The 17,423-nt window shown below is 55.3% G+C and carries 12 protein-coding genes and 1 tRNA gene; 12 read left to right on the forward strand and 1 reads right to left on the reverse strand.

Translation table 11 applies throughout. The annotated features are described in order from the left end of the window. Positions 1-4: 4 nt before the first annotated feature. The 6 genes from ACTQZK_RS04800 to ACTQZK_RS04825 all read left to right on the forward strand — a co-directional run bounded on the left by ACTQZK_RS04800 (position 5) and on the right by ACTQZK_RS04825 (position 10,240). A complete protein-coding gene (locus ACTQZK_RS04800; RefSeq protein WP_441898665.1) occupies positions 5-1,378 on the forward strand; it encodes a hypothetical protein in 1,374 nt (457 codons plus the stop codon). A 57-nt stretch (positions 1,379-1,435) separates the two neighbouring features. After that, complete coding sequence (locus ACTQZK_RS04805; protein WP_441898667.1) at positions 1,436-4,693, forward strand: aminopeptidase; 3,258 nt, start codon at positions 1,436-1,438, stop codon at positions 4,691-4,693. A 147-nt stretch (positions 4,694-4,840) separates the two neighbouring features. Beyond that, positions 4,841-4,990, forward strand: coding sequence for a DUF5679 domain-containing protein (locus ACTQZK_RS04810; protein ID WP_169999052.1), 150 nt, complete (start codon positions 4,841-4,843; stop codon positions 4,988-4,990). A gap of 251 nt (positions 4,991-5,241) precedes the next feature. Further along, the gene (locus ACTQZK_RS04815; RefSeq protein WP_114566369.1) at positions 5,242-6,588 is read left to right on the forward strand and encodes a citrate/2-methylcitrate synthase; all 1,347 of its coding nucleotides are present in this window, start codon (positions 5,242-5,244) and stop codon (positions 6,586-6,588) included. A gap of 790 nt (positions 6,589-7,378) precedes the next feature. Continuing rightward, positions 7,379-8,875, forward strand: a complete 1,497-nt coding sequence (locus ACTQZK_RS04820; RefSeq protein WP_428421318.1) for an FAD-dependent oxidoreductase — start codon at positions 7,379-7,381, stop codon at positions 8,873-8,875. Positions 8,876-8,941: 66 nt separating this feature from the next. After that, positions 8,942-10,240, forward strand: coding sequence for a hypothetical protein (locus ACTQZK_RS04825; RefSeq protein ID WP_441898668.1), 1,299 nt, complete (start codon positions 8,942-8,944; stop codon positions 10,238-10,240). 25 nt (positions 10,241-10,265) lie between these two features. On the opposite strand, the gene ACTQZK_RS04830 is transcribed toward ACTQZK_RS04825, so the two are convergent. Beyond that, positions 10,266-10,353: transfer RNA gene (locus ACTQZK_RS04830), tRNA-Ser, on the reverse strand. Between the two features lie 161 nt (positions 10,354-10,514). Here ACTQZK_RS04830 and ACTQZK_RS04835 point away from each other — a divergent pair. From ACTQZK_RS04835 to ACTQZK_RS04860, 6 genes are all read left to right on the forward strand, one after another. Next, a complete protein-coding gene (locus ACTQZK_RS04835) occupies positions 10,515-11,018 on the forward strand; it encodes a nucleoside deaminase (RefSeq protein ID WP_225749675.1) in 504 nt (167 codons plus the stop codon). Beyond that, on the forward strand, positions 11,015-12,073 hold the full coding sequence (ispE, locus tag ACTQZK_RS04840; protein ID WP_441898671.1) for a 4-(cytidine 5'-diphospho)-2-C-methyl-D-erythritol kinase: 1,059 nt from the start codon (positions 11,015-11,017) through the stop codon (positions 12,071-12,073). Before ACTQZK_RS04835 ends, ispE begins: the two co-directional genes overlap by 4 nt. Positions 12,074-12,213: 140 nt before the next feature. Then, positions 12,214-12,768 (forward strand): LemA family protein, encoded by a 555-nt coding sequence (locus ACTQZK_RS04845; protein WP_225749677.1) that lies wholly within the window; start codon positions 12,214-12,216, stop codon positions 12,766-12,768. A 153-nt stretch (positions 12,769-12,921) separates the two neighbouring features. After that, positions 12,922-14,874 (forward strand): hybrid sensor histidine kinase/response regulator, encoded by a 1,953-nt coding sequence (locus ACTQZK_RS04850; RefSeq protein WP_225749678.1) that lies wholly within the window; start codon positions 12,922-12,924, stop codon positions 14,872-14,874. 102 nt (positions 14,875-14,976) lie between these two features. Then, on the forward strand, positions 14,977-15,339 hold the full coding sequence (locus tag ACTQZK_RS04855; protein WP_114566375.1) for a guanylate cyclase: 363 nt from the start codon (positions 14,977-14,979) through the stop codon (positions 15,337-15,339). Positions 15,340-15,542: 203 nt separating this feature from the next. Further along, on the forward strand, positions 15,543-17,315 hold the full coding sequence (locus ACTQZK_RS04860; protein WP_225749679.1) for an oleate hydratase: 1,773 nt from the start codon (positions 15,543-15,545) through the stop codon (positions 17,313-17,315). The last annotated feature ends 108 nt before the right edge of the window (positions 17,316-17,423 follow it).

Below are 17,423 nucleotides of genomic sequence, written 5' to 3' on the forward strand. Positions count from 1 at the left end.
TTGTATGGCCAGGAGAGACGACAAGCTAACGCGAGCTGCACATATTAAGAGGCATACGAAGGGCACGTCGAACGAGATTTCGTTCAGCGTGCTCGATGCCGCTCGAGAGGCTCTTGACGGTGGCCGCGCAGAGAAGGAAAAGCGCGGCCCGTTCGGTCATGTGTCCTTGTTTACGCTGCCCGCGCGCAGAAAAAAACCCTCAGGGACCCCCACTAAGGAAAAAGGACTCCCTCTTTCGACTGGTGACTTCGTGTCGGTGGACGACAAAGAGGTTTCTTCGCGCTTCGATGCGTTCGATTTTGCAGCTCCAGCGATGGGGGGCGCTCAGGCTGCATCCTCGGACAAGACAAGACGTTCGAGGTCGTCTTCGTCGGCCTCCTCTGCACCGAGGAAAGCATCGAGCCCTTCTAAACCCGTTTGGTCTCCTGAAGAGGAAATAGCCCTGCGCAAAGCCCGCCGCAAATTGAGCAAAGTGGTGGCTGCTGTTGTCATATCGCTTACGATGGTGGTATTGCTGTCGCTTGGCGGGATGTATCTGTACAACGATCTTAAGAGCCATCAGAGCAATGTCGCGCAATTGGACGAGGCGCTTGATTTGGTGAATCAGGCTGACGAAGTGATCGTGGAGCTCGATGATGTGGTCTCGCATCCTTTTGACGAGGGGATGGCGCAACGGCGCAAAGACGTGTACTCGCAGCTTGAAGCCGCGTCCCTTCAATTGAATCAGGCTGACGAAAAAGCCCGCGCTTCATCGCTTAATCTGAACGAATCGCGCGATAAGGAAGCGGCTAATCAGACTGTGGCCGCTATTGCCGCTCGTCGGTCGCTTATTGAATCGGGTACAGAGCTGCTTGAAGAGTCTTCCAGGGCTGAAACTGCCGCTATCAATCTTCAAAATGCTTGGAACGAGGTTCTGAAGGCAGATAGCCTCGCACGCGACGCGGCTAAACTGGTAAAAAATACGACAGCTGAGAATGTTCAGGCTTCGAAAGATAAGACCAACGAGGCTCTTGCTGCGTTCAATGACGCCTATAGCGCTCTTTCCGAGGTGCAACGTGCCTACGGTGAAGCCGATATGAGCGCATTGCTCTCTTATGTGGAAAAAAGAATAGAGTCCCTTGGCTATGCGATAGCTTCGGATGACGCGTTTTTAGCTAAGAACAAAGAAGAGGCGTCTGCTCAGAACGAGGCGTACAACGTTGCCGATGCAGAGGCGGTCGCTCTTGCGAAGGCTATTCCCGAAAAACCCGAAACGCTTGTGTACGAAGCATACGAACAGGTCGTGTCCAGCATGGAGGAGTCGTACTCAACAGCTCGTTTACAAGCGGGGACGGCCGATGCTTTTATTCGCGATTATTTGGGCGCGGAAAGCAAATAGCGTATACTTGCGTTATATGTGCCTTGTAGAAACACCAGGGAACGAAAGGCAAAGCTAATGCCGGAAATAGTAGATCACGTTGCGTATCTGTCCCAGGAAATCGGCCCGCGTCCAGCGGGAACCGAAGAGGAGCAGCAGGCGGCGCTGTACATAACCGAGCAAATGCAGAAAGAAGCTGGCCTTTCCGCAGTGATCGAGGATTTTAACGGCTCTCCGGATGCCGATATTCCCCGCATGATTTGCTGTGGTTGCTCGCTGGTCATCACGGTCGCGGCTTTGTTCGTGCCTGTTCTGGGAATAGCCTCGGTGGTTGTTACATTGATAGCAGCGCTTTTGTTTGCAGCGGAGGCGTTCGATCGACCGGTTCTGTCTAAGGTTTTGGCGCGAGGCGTCAGTCAAAACGTGGTGGCGAAGTACGATCCGGGCTATTCTGCTGAAGCGGGCGGATCTCGTCGGCGTAAAGTCGTCCTGGTGGCTCGTTATGATAGCGGCAAGGTGCGTGCCGAGCTGAACGGTCCGCTTGCGCAGGCGCTTCCTGCCATTCAATGGACGACGTTTGGGGCTATGGCCTTGCTGCCCGTTGTTTTGCTGCTGCGCAACGTGGTGTTCTTGAACGACGGTGGAATGGTTTCCACGGTTCTTAACGTGATTGTCGTCATCCTGCTGGTTCTTGCCTGCATTCCTTTGGTGACCGGCGCTCTTCATAAATTCGCCGCTTACAACGAGGGCGCGAACAGCAACGCTGCGGGTACGGCCGTACTGCTTGAAGTGGCGCGCCGCGTGGGTCGCGGCCGCGTAAGCGAAGCTGAACTGGCCGAACGTGGAGAAGCTGCCATTCATGGCGAAGATGCGGCCCGGGCTGCTGGATTGGTTCCCGAGGGAGTCGAGCTGGTATACGAGGCCGAGAACTTGAAGCCGCCCGCGATGGCTCCCCAGACGCCCGAAGCTCGTTTGGCGGCTGCAAAAGCGGCCGTTGCGGCTTTGACCGGAAAACCTGTGGCGGGTGCTGCTGCCGCTGACATAGCGCAGAATCTCGTCCAGATCAAAGAGCCTCCCCTGCCTCGTCCTTCCGATGAAGATTATCACGAGGTGCGCGGAGAGGTTTTGGAAGCGTTTTCCACTATTCCCCCCGATACCATGCAGGAAGCGCTCGCTAAGGCTGAAGCCGCTGCCCAGGATGTTGAGGGAATCGTTGCAGCCGGCGATGCTGCCCTGAACGTGGTTTCGTCGGTCGAGCCTACCTCGTACTCCACCGCATCGACGGGTGGAGTTCCCGACTGGTTCAGGAAAGCACAGGAAAAGGCAAAGAAGCCCCGCACCGTTGAAAAGCCCGTGCAGCGTTCTCGTTATGCGAGCGCGCTCGATGCGGCCGTAAGCGAAAGCGCTGGTCATTTTGCCGAGGCGAACATGGCTGTTGAGCGCCGCTTCGAGCAGCAGATGGACGCGAACCGCGATGGCATTCGCGAGATAAAGGCCCCTCAGTGGAACGTTTCCCCCGACCATGCCGAAGCTCCTGGCAATGCTTCCAAGGACGGAGAAGCGGTCGACGGCGCTGCTTCTGCTGCCGAACATGGCGTTGAGAACGTGCATTCGTCGGACCCCTTCGACGGATCTGCGCCTTCCGCTCCGCAGGATGCGGAAAACGATCCGCTGTCCACCACCGCGATGGCTCCTATCGATGTAAGCGGCCTTCGACCGGGTGATCTACCTTCCATGCCGGAACTCTCCATGCCGTCGTTTTTGGATCCTCGCAAGGTTCAGGAAGAGGCTTTGGCAACGCGTCAAGACGAGCACCGTACGGATAACCGCGTAAACGTGACCGACGGCGTTTCTGAAGAGGATGAAGCGGTGTTCGGGCTTGCTCAGGATACCCCGCTCGACGAGGCGGCGCGTAAGCCCATCGTGCTGCCCGATATCGGCGTTTCTGCGGCGAAGCCGGCTCCTATCACCGAGCTGCCGAAACAGCGTGCTCCTTTAGCGGACGTTGAAAGCGCTGGTAAAACTGCTGCGAAGAGTCTGCTTACCATGCTTCCTTCCATCAGTTTGGGATCTTCCGACGAAAACGACGGATCGGGATCGACGTCTGCCGAAGGTTCCCTATCCGAAAAAGGCGCTTCCCTTCGCTCTATGCTTCCGTCTTTGTCGGGGGCTATTGCACGCACAAATGCGCCCGAGGCGAAAAGCTCTAACGTAAATGCCGCGGGGTCGTTCGCGCCTGCTGGAGCTACCGGCGCCTTCGCTCCTGTTGGCGATGAACTGCTCGACAACGTGGATCCCGACGACATCTATGTCGACGATGCTGATGACTCGGCATACGATGCTAACTTTACCGAAACGGGCGCTTTTGCCGGGCCTGGGTACGTGGAAATGCCGAAATCGCGCGTCCGTCGCTTGTTCGATCGTTTTCGTCGCAAAGATAAGGAAGAGGCGCCGAGCGCTCAGGAGTGGTTAAACGTAGACGACACGTTCGATGCACGCACCGTGGGAGCCGAGCGTGGCGGATGGGAGAGCTTCCGCGAGGAAGATGAGTCCGCGGGCGGCGTTGATCCTTCTGCAACTACGCGTATGGATGCGTACGAGGGCGATTATCTTGATGAGTCGTTCGATACGTTCGACGAGAACGCTTTTGTTGGCCAAGGTGATAGCTTTGAAGCCGATGGGTTCTACGACGAGGAGCTTGATGTCGAGGATGACGAATTCGACGGCTATAAAGGCAACGCCTCTCGCCCTTGGAACGGCGGCGCGTTCTCGGCCCGTCGCGTAGAGAACGCGGATTTCGATTCTGAGAGCCTTGCGGAAGAATCGGCACAAGCTGCTGCGTCTGAAATCGAGATTTCGGACGAACTTCAGCAGATATACCAGTTCCGCAACCCTGATATCAATACGGAAGTATGGTTCGTCTCGCTGGGATCCGAGCTTACTCAAAACAGCGGTATGAAGGCTTTCTTGGCAGAGCACCAGCAGGATTTGCGCGGTGCGATCATCATCGATCTCGAAGCTCTGGGTGCAGGCGATTTGAGCATGATTGAACAGGAAGGCCAGTTCAAGACGGTAAAAACTTCTTCTCGTATGAAGCGTTACGTAAAGAAAGCTTCTCAAGCAACCGGAGTCAGCGTGTCGGGCGGGCGTATTCTGTGGCAGGACAGCGCTGCTTCGTTCGCTATCAAGCACGGCCATCAGGCAATGCACCTGGTGGGCATGGCGGGGTCCAAGCCTGCTTACTTCGCCCAAAGCGACGACGTTTTGGAAAACATCGATGAAGAAACGCTGTCGTCGAATGCAGACTTTGTTATGGAGTTGTTGAAGAATATATAGTCACCTGCGGATATACTCTTCAAGCATGTTCCAGGTGACCTATAATGGGCAATTGCGCATCTTGGGATGCAAGTTTACAACCTTGATTTAAGAGACGGGCTGCTTTGCGGTTCGTGAGAGTACAGGACAGAGAGGTGTTTTTCAGCCATGGCTATTGAGGCATATTGCGTGAAGTGCAAGGCAAAGAAAATCATGAAGGATCCCGTTGAGAGCACGACGAAGAACGGTAAGCCCATCACGAAGGGCAAGTGCCCGGACTGCGGCACCACGATCTGCCGTATCGGTGCTGCGAAATAGCCACCATCTCTTTTAAGAGTATTGAATGCCCGTCGTAGGACGGGCATTTTTATATATACCGAAGGTCTCGTATAATACTCTTTCACCATGGTTTTCACCGATAACTCCCTTTGGCTCGTTGTGCGGAAGGTTGTTGCGCTTTATCATGGTAAAGACTTCATTCTCCACTCTACAGGTACGCAAGGCCGTCGTTTCAGATTGGCCGTATCCGCTTTATCGAAAAGCCGTTGCTGCGGCAGGAAGGATGCGCTATGGGAGACGAGAAAAAAATCGCGCTGTACGAAAGCTTCAAAACCATTAACTCGATTGATGTCGATAATTACGATCTATACGACGTTAAGCGCGGTTTGCGCAATGCTGATGGCACGGGTGTCGTAGCGGGATTGACCAATATTGCGAACGTTCATGGCTACGTGATTTCGGATAATGAGAAAATAGCCGATGACGGCATGCTCCGATATCGCGGCTATGATATCTACGACCTGCTTGATACCGATGCTATTGATCGTCGCTTCAACTACGAAGAAGTTGCTTACCTTCTTCTAATGGGAGAACTTCCTACGCAGGACCAGCTGGATCGTTTCGTTTCCGTTTTAGATGCTGAGCGCGAGCTTCCCGATGGGTTTACCGCGTCGATGATCATGCGCGACACTCCCCCCGATATCATGAACGTTCTTGCGCGCACTATTCTGCTGCTGTATGCGTACGACCCCGAAGCCGAAGATCGCAGTGCTCATCACGAGGTTCATACGGCTATTTCCCTCATATCGCGCCTGCCTCGTATTATGGTCCTTACGTATTACGCCAAGCGTGCGCGTTACAACAACGAATCGATGATTATGCATCGGTTCCTGCCGGGGCAATCTACTGCAGAGACCATCTTGTCTATGCTTCGCCCGGACCGTGCTTTCACGCCCGAAGAAGCGCGAATGCTCGATATTATGCTGTGCCTGCACGCCGAACACGGCGGCGGCAACAATTCCACGTTTACGACGCGCGTTTTAACTTCGGCGGATACTGACGCGTATTCCACGTATGCGGGCGCAATTGGATCGTTGAAAGGCCGTAAGCACGGCGGTGCGAACCATCAGGTTTTGGCTATGCAGAAGGAAATCAAAGACCATGTTTCCGATTGGTCTGATGAGGGCCAGGTTGCAGATTACCTGGCGAAGATCGTCAATAAGGAAGCATACGATAAGACGGGGCTGGTATACGGCATGGGCCATGCCGTATACACGAAGTCGGATCCGCGTGCCGTGATCTGCAAGAAGTTTGCGGAGAAGCTTGCTCGAGGAACGGAATACGAGGCGGAATTCCAGCTGCTTGAGAATATCGAACGTCTTGCTCCTGAGGTTATCTTGAAGGAAAAGGGTACGCGCAAGGATATGTGCGCCAACGTCGATATGTACTCAGGCTTCGTGTATTCGATGATGGGCATTCCTGAAGATCTGTTTACTCCCCTGTTCGCTTGTGCTCGCATGTCGGGATGGGCTGCGCATCGTTTCGAGGAAATCGTTTCGGGCAAGCGCATTATTCGTCCGGCTTACAAGTCTGTACGCAAGGGCAAGCGCGACTACGTTCCCATGACGGATCGTTAAAGATTGCAGCACTACTCAGGAAAAGCCGATGTTTCACGTGAAACATCGGCTTTTCTTTTTTGGAACGTATCGCTACTTGCTTTACGAGGATAGGCGATAGATTGGTTTTCATGCGCTGTGCCGTTCGTGTCTGAACGTCTTGAGGTTAAGATGTTTCACGTGAAACATCTTAAAAGATCGGGCATTGACGAAGGCGATTGGTTGCAATCGAGGTACTTTTTTCTGTGCAGGTGTGCAGGTGTGCAGGTGTGCAGGTGTGCAGGTGTGCAGGTACTTCGCGTCAAACAGATAAAGGGCCAGTTCGCGAGTTACCGTGATACTAAACCCCGCTACTCTTAAATATTATTAAATAAATTATAAATAAAAATACGAAAGCATACGTTCTGGAACAAACGCTTTCTCAGTCCCGTTTCCCCCGTAGCGAAAATCGCCACCGTGTGGTATCGCCTTTCATGATACGTATTTGATCAGGTAAAACAAGAATATCAAGCTAACGATTATTGCCATCTTGACGCTTTTAGAATCGGTTTCGTACACTGGCGCAACCGGTAAGGGGAATCTGCAGATCCTTCGCAATCGAACATGTGAAACAGTCGTGCTTTGGAAAGGATCGGCCATGGAGGGCATGAAACGTACCGTAGAGGCAAACGCTGCAAAACGATTTACTCGTCGCGAGGCGTTGTTCGCTGGCGGCGTCGTGACAGTCGGCGCGTTGGCGAGCAGCTTGCTTGGGGGTTGTTCAGGCGCGGCGTCATCGTCGTCCGCAGAATCATGGGATAAGGAAGCGGACTTGGTAGTCGTAGGCGCTGGGACAGGATTGTACACTGCGCTTCGAGCACGTGAAGAAGGACTGAGCGTTATCGTGCTGGAAAAGGGTGCGAAGCCCGGTGGCTCTACCCTGTACTCGTCCTCGGTGGTTTGGGCTCCTGCGAACAAGCTTATGGAGCAGAACGGTGACAAGGATTCGAAAGCGGACGCACTCGCGTACCTTGCAGCAGGATCGGGTGAAACGTACCTTCCTGATCATGCTGAAGCTTTCGTAGACAATGTGAACATCGCTCTAGACAACGTGACGCGCCTAGCAGGCGTCGAATGGGTGTATTGGGCACCCGGTATCGACTACCGCTCTGATCTGCCGGGAGGAAGGACCATAGGGCGCTCTCTCTGCCCCAAGGTAGAAAAAGATCAGGCAATCGCCGGAGTTCTGGGCGGCGCCCTTGTATCGAGCGCGGAAAAAGCAGGCGTTGAAATCATGGCGAAAACTCCGGCAACCCAGCTTGTCACGCGCGTTTCTGACGATGGTTCCACCGAAGTGCTTGGCGTGGTCGCAAAGGACGGCAAGAGCGAAATGAAAATTCGCGCCAAACGGGCGGTCGTCATGTCGTCGGGAGGGTTCGATTGGAACGAATCGATGATGAAAACCTATCTGCGCGTCCCCGCGTTGTATAGTTGGGGCACGCCGGACGGCACCGGCGACGGACAGCGAATGGCTATGAAGGCGGGCTGCGATCTTAGCTTCATGAACGAAGCTTGGCTTTCGCCCGGGTACAAGGTCGAGTACGAAGAAGCTCGGGCTATGGGAGCGAGCAAGCTTTCAACGGCTATTCGCGACGATTGCAAGCGCGGGGTGATCTACGTCAACAAGCACGGAAAGCGATTCACGAACGAATGCTCCAACTACGATTCCGTAGGCAGGTCGTTCTGCGCTTTGGAGAACGGGGTTGAGCCTCGCGGTTGGCAGAACCTTCCCGCGTTCGCGATAGCCGACCAAGCTGCGGTCGACACGTATGGGCTGAACGGCGGAAAGCCCGGTCAGCCGGGGGCGGCGTTCAAGCAGTACGGCTCCATCGAAGAACTTGCCCAGGCATGCGGCATCGATGCTGCGGGTCTTGCCGAGGAGCTTGCCCAATACAACGACCATGCGCGGAACGGTTCGGATCCCGATTTCGGTCGCGGGCAAGACTACTATGGACAGCACTACGTGGGTGGCGACTCGAACTACGAAGGAGCGGCTCGCACGCTTGCTCCACTGGAAACCGGTCCTTTCTGGGCGGCTGAAGTGGTTCCCGTTGTGCTTGGAACCATGGGCGGGATGAAAATCGCCGCAAACGCTCGGGTTTTGGATACGGACGGTAACGAGGTTAAGCGTTTATTTGCTCATGGCAACTGTGCGGGGGTTGGCTGTGGAGGGGCATTTTATGCAGGAGGCGGCGGCACGTTGGGCCCCTCTCTGGCGTTCGGTGAAATCGCCGCGGCCCAGCTTTCTTCGCTCGAAGCCTGGTCGTAAAAGTTACTGCATGCCATGGGAGGTGCAGCCCTCCCATGGCATGAGGGAGCGGAGGGGTCTGTGTCTTTGGGTTTTTTAAGCAGTCCGGAGTTTCAGCTTCTGCTTTCGGCAACGGCGCGCCGCCCCATGCTGAAAAGCGAGCTTGATCGCCGGTTCGTACCGGACGGTTATACAGCGGACGAAATATGGGAAGCGTTGACGGCCATCCGACGTGGCCAGGCGTTTTACGGGCCGATCGTCGAATTCACTCCCGAGGGAGTTCGTAAGAACTGGCATACGGTTCCAGCGACGTTGCAGTATTCGTTACGCCAGATAGCTCGTAAAACGCAACGGGGATCGTTTCTTGATCTTCTTATATCGGAGCGCGCCGGGTGTCGCTTTGTGACGCAGTATTACATAGAGGAAGCCGTTGCGAACTTAAAGCACGATGGGTTTGAAACGGACTACGAGAGCGTTCGTGCGGCAATATTCGGCGAGCGTGCATGCATGACCTTCGCGGAGCGGCTTGCGGTGAACTTTCATTCTATTATGAGGGATTTGCCTGCGTACGAAGAGCTCCCCTTCGACGAATCGGTCATTATGCGTTTGTACCAGGACCTTACCGAAGGGCTTTCGGATGAGGATCTTCCTGCTCCGGGTACGGTGTCCTTGTTGGATCAGCATGCTGTTTCGGCTCGAGACAACGGCGTGCTGGATATTATCGTTGCCACCGGAAACGACTTGAACACCGAGCCGGTTCAAGATCCCATTATGGTGTCGATGCTGGTGAACTGCCATTTCTGGAGGCTTTCACCGCTTCCGTCGTGCAATAACCTCATGGGGTGCATAGCCAGCCGGTTCTATCTGCTTAAAAAAGGGCTTCCTGCGTTTCGCTTCCTTCCGAAAACGAAGATTCTGGAAGATTGGAGCATGGGAAGCAGTTTTTCAGGAAGCGCTCGCTACTCTTTGCGAGAGTCGATTGTGGCGGACGGGGCTGCTACGGATTGGACGGCGTACTACGATTCGTTTATGTCCATCATGTTGCACATGCTTCAGCTTATGGAGGAATCCCTTGCAAACCTCAAGGAGTCAGACGATTTGATCCTTGCGCGCATTGCGACTTCGGATGGATTTAATCATCGACAGAAAACCCTGTTGAAACGCGCGGTTCTTGCACCCGAGACGGAATTCGCCATATCGGAACATCGCGCTGCGCATGGAATCGCGTACTCGACAGCACGGACCGATTTCGAAGATTTGGTTGCTCGGGGGCTGCTTGTTCGAACTACGAGGGCTACGGCGAACGTGTACTTGAGCGCACCCGACTTGCGGGTATCGTTCGCTCGGCTGATCGAGCGAACCGCATCGGAAAAAGCTGCGTTGTGATTTGGGCGATCAGCAAGAATAGCAATGGCGGAGGCGGTAGGATTTGAACCCACGAACGCGTGAACGTTAACAGTTTTCAAGACTGCCGCCTTCAACCACTCGGCCACGCCTCCGCATTTTTGGTCCTGGGGCTTTGCGCGATTGGTTTGGCGAACGCGTTTAGGCTTACTTGTTTCACGTGAAACAATGATATTTGAGCCGCTCCAGCATTCTGGCCATGCGAAAATCGCGTTGAATCCCTGAACGATTGGTAGGATACCATATAATATGCGACATGACCGATGAAGACTACATGCGTATGGCTCTTGCCGAAGCGCGCCGTGCCGAACAGTTGGGCGAAGTTCCTATCGGCGCCGTTGTCGTATACCAGCCTATTGATCCCGCTACCTGCAAGCCGTTGGCTGATCCGGTGGTTATTTCTCGGGCTTGCAATATGAGGGAAACGACGAAAGACCCAGCTGGACATGCAGAGTTTTTGGCTATGAAGCAGGCTGCTGAGTATCTAGATGCATGGCGTCTGACGGGTTGCACGGTGTACGTGACGCTCGAACCCTGCATTATGTGCGCTGGGCTGATGCACCAAGCGCGCGTTGATCGGTGCGTCTTTGGCGCTCCTGATCCGAAAGCTGGTGCGACGGGCACGTTGTACTCCGTCAACGCTGACGAACGGCTTAACCATACCTTCGAGGCGACTTCCGGCGTCCTTGCCGACGAATGCGCCCAGATACTACGCGACTTCTTCGCAAGCAAAAGAAAGAGGCGAACGAAACCTTTATGACGAATACGACCGAACTTCCGGAATCCAGGCCCGTTTCTCCAGGTGCGGAAGGGCCCTCTTCTCGTGCAAACGACCCGCATGTTGTTGATATGTTCGAGGTTGCGTGCATCGCTCAGGGGGTGGATGTCGCCTCGTTCAATGCCTTCGGATCCGTTAAGCTGGTTGCTCCTGCGAAGGTGAACCTGTACCTCGATATAGGCGAACAGCGCGCGGACGGATACCACGAGGTTACTACCGTCATGCATGCGCTGTTGCTGCATGACGTCTTGCGCATGAAAACCGCCCCGGCGGCGCCGGGTGCGGGATTGGCGGTTGATCTGGCTTCACGCTCGTGCGAGGGACTTGCGCCGCTCGACGTTGCCCCTTCAGACAATATCGTGAGCAAGGCTATTCGCCGTTTCGCCGCCGCGCTTGGGCGGCAGCAAGACGAAACGATTGTGGTAAGTATCGAGAAGCACATTCCCGCAGAAGCCGGTCTTGGGGGCGGGTCTTCCGATGCCGCTGCCGCTTTGGTGGGCGCGGCGCTCTTATGGGGCGTTCCGACCGACGATGCTTTGATTGAGGAAACCGCTCGGTCACTCGGTGCCGATGTGGCGTTTTTCTTGCACGGCGGCTGCGCGTGCTTGACCGGCGTAGGGGATGTGCTTGACCATAAGCTGACGCCCATGAACGGGCCGGTGGTGTTGATCAAGCCTGAAGGGGGCGTTTCGACGGCCGCTGCTTATCGCGCCTTTGATAAGAACCCTTCGTTCGTTTCAGCCGATCAACGTGCTATTGCATTACGTGCCACGCGTGCGCAGGATGTCCCCTTGATCAATAACTTGGTGCCGGTCTCCGAGGATATGCTTCCGGCTCTTGCGGATATTCGAACATGGGCAAGCTCTCATGAGGATGTGGATGCCTCGCTCATGTCCGGCAGCGGATCCGCCGTGTTCGCGATGTGCAAGTCGATCGATGCCGCAACGCGCGTGGCAGCGCAGGCTCGAAGCCGGGGTTGGTGGGCTCGCTCGACAACCTTCGGTCCTTCGCGTGCGGCTTCCGTTCCGGTGAGATAGGTTCCCGGCCCGCTTGATGCGGGACTGGGGCGATTGATCGGCGAGTCTTACCGTAAGGGAACGGTTACAGAATAGTGGCGTACGATAGTCTCGTTTCCAGCGATGGTAGAATGAGCCGTACGCATTAGCAAAGGAGAGCTATGGACATCGTATGGATCGTCGTGCTTGTCATTGTCGTTGTGCTTGCTTTGGCTGTTATCGGGTTGTACAACAACCTGGTCAAGCTGCGCAACATGGTGGACAACGCCTGGGCACAAATCGACGTTCAACTGCAGCGTCGTTTGGATCTTATCCCCAATCTTGTTGAGACCGTCAAGGGTTATGCTTCGCACGAGCGCGGTACGCTCGACGAGGTCACGCAGGCTCGCACAGCCGTCATGAACGCCGGCACTCCCGAAGGGAAAATGCAGGCTGATGGCATTTTGACCGGGGCCCTGAAAAGCCTGTTCGCCGTTGCGGAGGCATACCCCGACCTGAAGGCGAACGTGAACTTTCAACAGCTGCAAGCAGAGCTTTCCAACACGGAAGACAAGATCAGCTACATGCGCCAAAGCTATAACGACACGGTCATGAAGTTCAACACCGCTATTCAGACGTTTCCTGCCGTGCTTATTGCCGGTATGATGGGTTTCAAGGAGCGTCAGAGTTTCGATGCCGCGTCGGGCGCGGAAGTGGCTCCCCAAGTTCAATTCTAGCAAGGGCAGCCCCTCGTTTCGTGTCTGGGACGAGGGGCTTTTGTTCTATACCGGGATCGTGCTGCTGAGTTTTGACGATTGACGGGGTCCGGTACAACGACCCGGCTCGATGCGTCCTGCTCCCCTTCCCTGGTTTGTCAGACGGAGCGGTTTATGGGCAAGCGCGAAGATCGACAATCGAAAACGTTTGACCGCCTTCTGGATTCCTCGGGCGTCTTTGCCGTTGTCGCGTTGATTCTGGTTGCGTTTTTGGTTGGCTTCTACGTTGTTCTGTCTATAAACATGAATGAGATAGACCAGCGAACCGAGCGGTTGAAAGACCACCCCTACGCGGTGACGCTGGCCGCTGGTCGGGCTGAGACGTATCTGATGTCCATGAGAACGCTCGACGATCGCCTGGGTTTCGCGCGCACTCCTGAAACCGTGGAGAGCGTTCGGGTTGAGTTCGAGGAAATCGACCAGCAGATGATCAAAGAGCTTGAGCAGGTTTCCGATCGGTTCATCGCCGCTCCTGAACTTGCCGTCGAGCTCTCGAACCGCTACGAAGAGTTCCGTCTTCAACAGCAAGAGCTCATCGATATGAGCTTGGGCGATGCGAGCGATCATGATGTAGCTCGCTTCCTTTCCGACAATATCGACCCGCGCATCAACCACATGCTAACGATCAACACCGAGATCATCGACGTTGCGTCCGAATCGTTTGACAGGACGTACGCTCAGATAGCCGATGCCCGGAAAGAGGCTATAGACACGGCAACGGTTCTCTTGAGCGTGTTCGTCGTTGCGCTCATCCTGTTCATCATTGTGATCATGCGGAAAAACAATCAACAACGTGCGCTCCAGGAAAGCCTGAGCTGCGCGCTTGAAGCTGCGCAGGAAGCCAACGAGGCGAAGTCGAGGTTCCTGTCGAACGTGTCCCACGACATTCGCACGCCCTTGACCGCGATCATCGGGCTGGCGAACATAGCCAGCGAGCACGAGGATGACCGCGAGCGCGTGGGGGAATCTATCAGCAAGATAAAACTCTCCTCGCATCATCTTTTGAACCTGGTCAACGACGTGCTGGACATGAGCAAGATAGAAAGCGGGCAAATCGATCTAACCCGCGCGACGTTCAACGTGTGCAATTTGGTGGAGATGATGGTTTCCATCGTTCGCCCGCAGGCCGATACGAAACAACTTTCGTTCGAGGCGGTCAATTGCTCGCTTGGGCGCACGATGGTGGTTGGCGACGAGATGCGCGTAAGTCAGATTTTGGTCAACTTGCTGGGCAATGCGGTGAAGTACACGGAGCCGGGCGGTCACGTGTGGTTCTCGGCGGCCCGTATGCCGTTCGGCGAAGTGGCGGAAGAGTTGAACCTGAACGAGCAGGATGCCCAGAAAACCTGCGTAGTTCGCTTTGTGATCGAGGACGACGGCATAGGGATGTCGTCGGATTTCGTTGAGCGCATGTTCGATCCGTTCGAGCGGGAGGAGCGCCCATCGCGTCTTGCGGTGGAGGGAACGGGTTTGGGGATGTCTATCGTGAAGAACCTGATCGATGTTATGAACGGGTCCATTAAAGTGGAGAGCGTTCAAGGGAAGGGTTCGAAGTTCACGGTGGATCTTCCCTTCGAGATGCAGGAGGAGGCCTCGGCGGACGCCGAAGATCTTTCGACGGCGCCAGACGACGCAGAACTGCCTGATGGCGGCCGTTCGGCTGATTGGGCGCGCGTACGGGTTCTGCTTGTTGAGGATAACGACATCGTGGGAGAAATCGCCGAGGAGTTCATCAAGAGCACGGGCGCTTCGGTCGATCGCGCTTGGGACGGTCTTGAAGCGGTCGAAACGTTGAGGTCGGCACCGGAAAACTATTATGACCTGGTGTTCATGGATATACAAATGCCGCGCATGGACGGTTTGGAGGCCGCTCGCGCAATCGTGGAGGAAAGCTCTTGCGCGCATCGTTCGCATCCGCCGATTATTGCCATGACGGCCAATGCGTACGTCGAGGACAGAAAACGTGCTTCCGAGGCGGGGATGGACGGCTATGCGGTCAAGCCAATCGGAAAAGACGAGATCGTACGGCTGCTTGAAACGCACGTGAAGCCACGGAGCGCCCGTTAGAATCGATGAGCCTTCGCGCGGCCTCTTGCGAGTCTGGTATGATGCGGAATCAAGGAGTTCGTACAAGCAAGGCGCTTGCTGTTCTGAGAGAGGAGTTCCGTCATGATCGCCCGCTTATCGCGCATCGCTGTGCTGTTGGTTGTTTTGGCGGTGGTCGCGCTGGTGGTCTATCTTGTTGCCACGTATCGCTACTCGCCAACCCGTGCGAAGGAAATCCTCATCAAACTGTTCACGGCTATCACGGGCGTTCTTTCCTCGTTCTTTGGATTGTTCAGCCTGTATGCGTGGTTCGAGCACAATGTGGGCGTGTTCGATCTGGCGTTTAGCTTTTTACTTACCGCTTTGGTTGCGCTTGGCGTGACACAAGTATGCCGCGCTGTTTTCCTCAAGCATCATCCGGCGTACCGCAAAAAGCCGATGAAGGCGAAACGGATCGGCTCGCGCTTCAGGGGCCGCCGAGGCTGATCGGCTGTACTCGTTGGTATTCGAGCGGACCTGCGCAACAGCGGGTCCGCTTGTTTTCCAACCCATTCGTAACTGCTCTTTTTCGATCCGCCTTCCTTTTCGTACTGGCCCCTGTTTCGATCGGGGTCAGTCATACGATGGCATTCGTGCAACGTATGGTTCCGGCGCTTGCCGGCGCTGGCGATGGGAAAGGAAGGGTTCGCATGAGGTACACCAACGGCAACTACGAAGCGTTCGCTCGGCCTAGAAAACCCAAGGGAGTCGATGACAAGTCGGCGTATTTGGTAGGCGGCGGCCTTGCCGGTTTGGCAGCTGCGGTGTTTTTGCTACGCGACGGACACATGCAGGGCAATCGGATTCATGTATTTGAAGAAACGGCTGTTCCGGGAGGATCTTTAGACGGTAAGGCGGTGCCGCTTGACGGATTTGTGACGCGCGGCGGCCGCGAGATGGAGAACCACTTCGAGTGCTTATGGGATTTGTTTCGATCCGTTCCATCGCTTGAGGTGGAACATGCGTCAGTGCTCGATGAATTCTACTGGCTTGATCACGACGATCCGAACTCCTCCAACTGCCGCATCATTCACGATCGCGGGTGCCAGGTTGAAGACGATGGCGACTTCACGCTTTCCAAGAAGGCGAAAAAAGAGCTGATCGAGCTATGGATGGCTTCCGAGAAATCGCTCGAAGGCAAGCGCATAGAAGACGTTTTCACCGAGGAGTTCTTCAAATCGAACTTCTGGCTGTACTGGTGCTCGATGTTCGCGTTCGAGCGTTGGCATTCCGCTATAGAAATGCGCCGCTACATCATGCGCTTCATTCACCACGTCAAAGGGCTTCCTGATTTCACCGCGCTTAAGTTCACGCGCTTCAATCAATACGAATCGCTGGTCAAGCCCCTGGTTTCGTACTTGAAGGAGAACGGCGTCCAGTTTGAGTGCTATGCGCGGGTCGTTGATGTTCGCGTTGACGTTTCCGACGACGCGAAGGTCGCCCGCGAGCTGGTGGTGGACCGCAGCGGTCGCATCGATCGCATAGGGCTGACGGAAAACGATCTGGTGCTGATCACGAACGGATCCATAACAGAAAGCTCCACGCAAGGCAGCCATTTCGATCCGGCTCCCGTCACCCATGAGCTGGGCGGCAGCTGGACGTTGTGGAAGCGGTTGGCCGAGCAATCGCCCGAGTTCGGCAACCCTGACGTGTTCTGCGAGAACCTGCCCAAGGAAAGCTGGTTCGTTTCCGCAACGGCTACCTGGCAGAACAGCAAGATCGACCCGTATATAGAGCGATTGACGAACCGGGGCCTCAGGACCGGAAAGGTTGTGACCGGCGGCATCGTTACCGTGAAGGACTCCAACTGGCTTATGAGCTTCACGATACATCGTCAGCCTCATTTCAAGGAACAGCGTCCCGACCAGACGGTCATGTGGATCTACGGCCTGCTATCGGGCGTTTCCGGCAACTACGTCAAGAAACCCATCGAGGCGTGCAGCGGCCAGGAGATCGCGCAAGAGCTATTGTACCATTTGGGCGTTCCTGAATCTCAAATCGAGGCTATGGCGCATGATGATTGCACGGTGATGCCCGTGTACATGCCGTTCATCACGTCCTACTTCATGCTGCGCAAGCCGGGGGATCGTCCTTTGGTGGTTCCCCAGGGCTCGAAGAACCTTGCGTTCATCGGCAATTTCGCTGAAACCGAGCGCGACACGGTTTTCACGACCGAGTATTCTGTGCGCACCGCCATGGAGGCGGTGTACCAATTGCTCGACGTGGAGCGCGGCGTGCCTGAGACGTTCGCGTCTGCGTACGATGTGCGCGCCCTTGCGAGCTCTCTGTACTATCTGTCGGATCGCAAGAAGCTTGTCGACATGGATCTTCCCTTTGTGGAGCAGCGAATTGTCGATTCGTTCGTCAAAAAGACCGAGAACACTTACATCGGCGATATTCTCAAGAAAAGCCATTTGGCGTAAGCGTTCGGCGTATACTGCGTTGCTTGCCGCTCGGCTTCGCTTGGGCCAAGCATCGTGCGGCCGGTTTGCACCTGAGGAGCGGTGCACTGGTACCTATCCGTTGCCGTA

This window comes from Paraeggerthella sp. LCP19S3_G8 (genome assembly GCF_052119225.1).
Taxonomy (GTDB): Bacteria; Actinomycetota; Coriobacteriia; order Coriobacteriales; family Eggerthellaceae; genus Paraeggerthella; species Paraeggerthella hominis.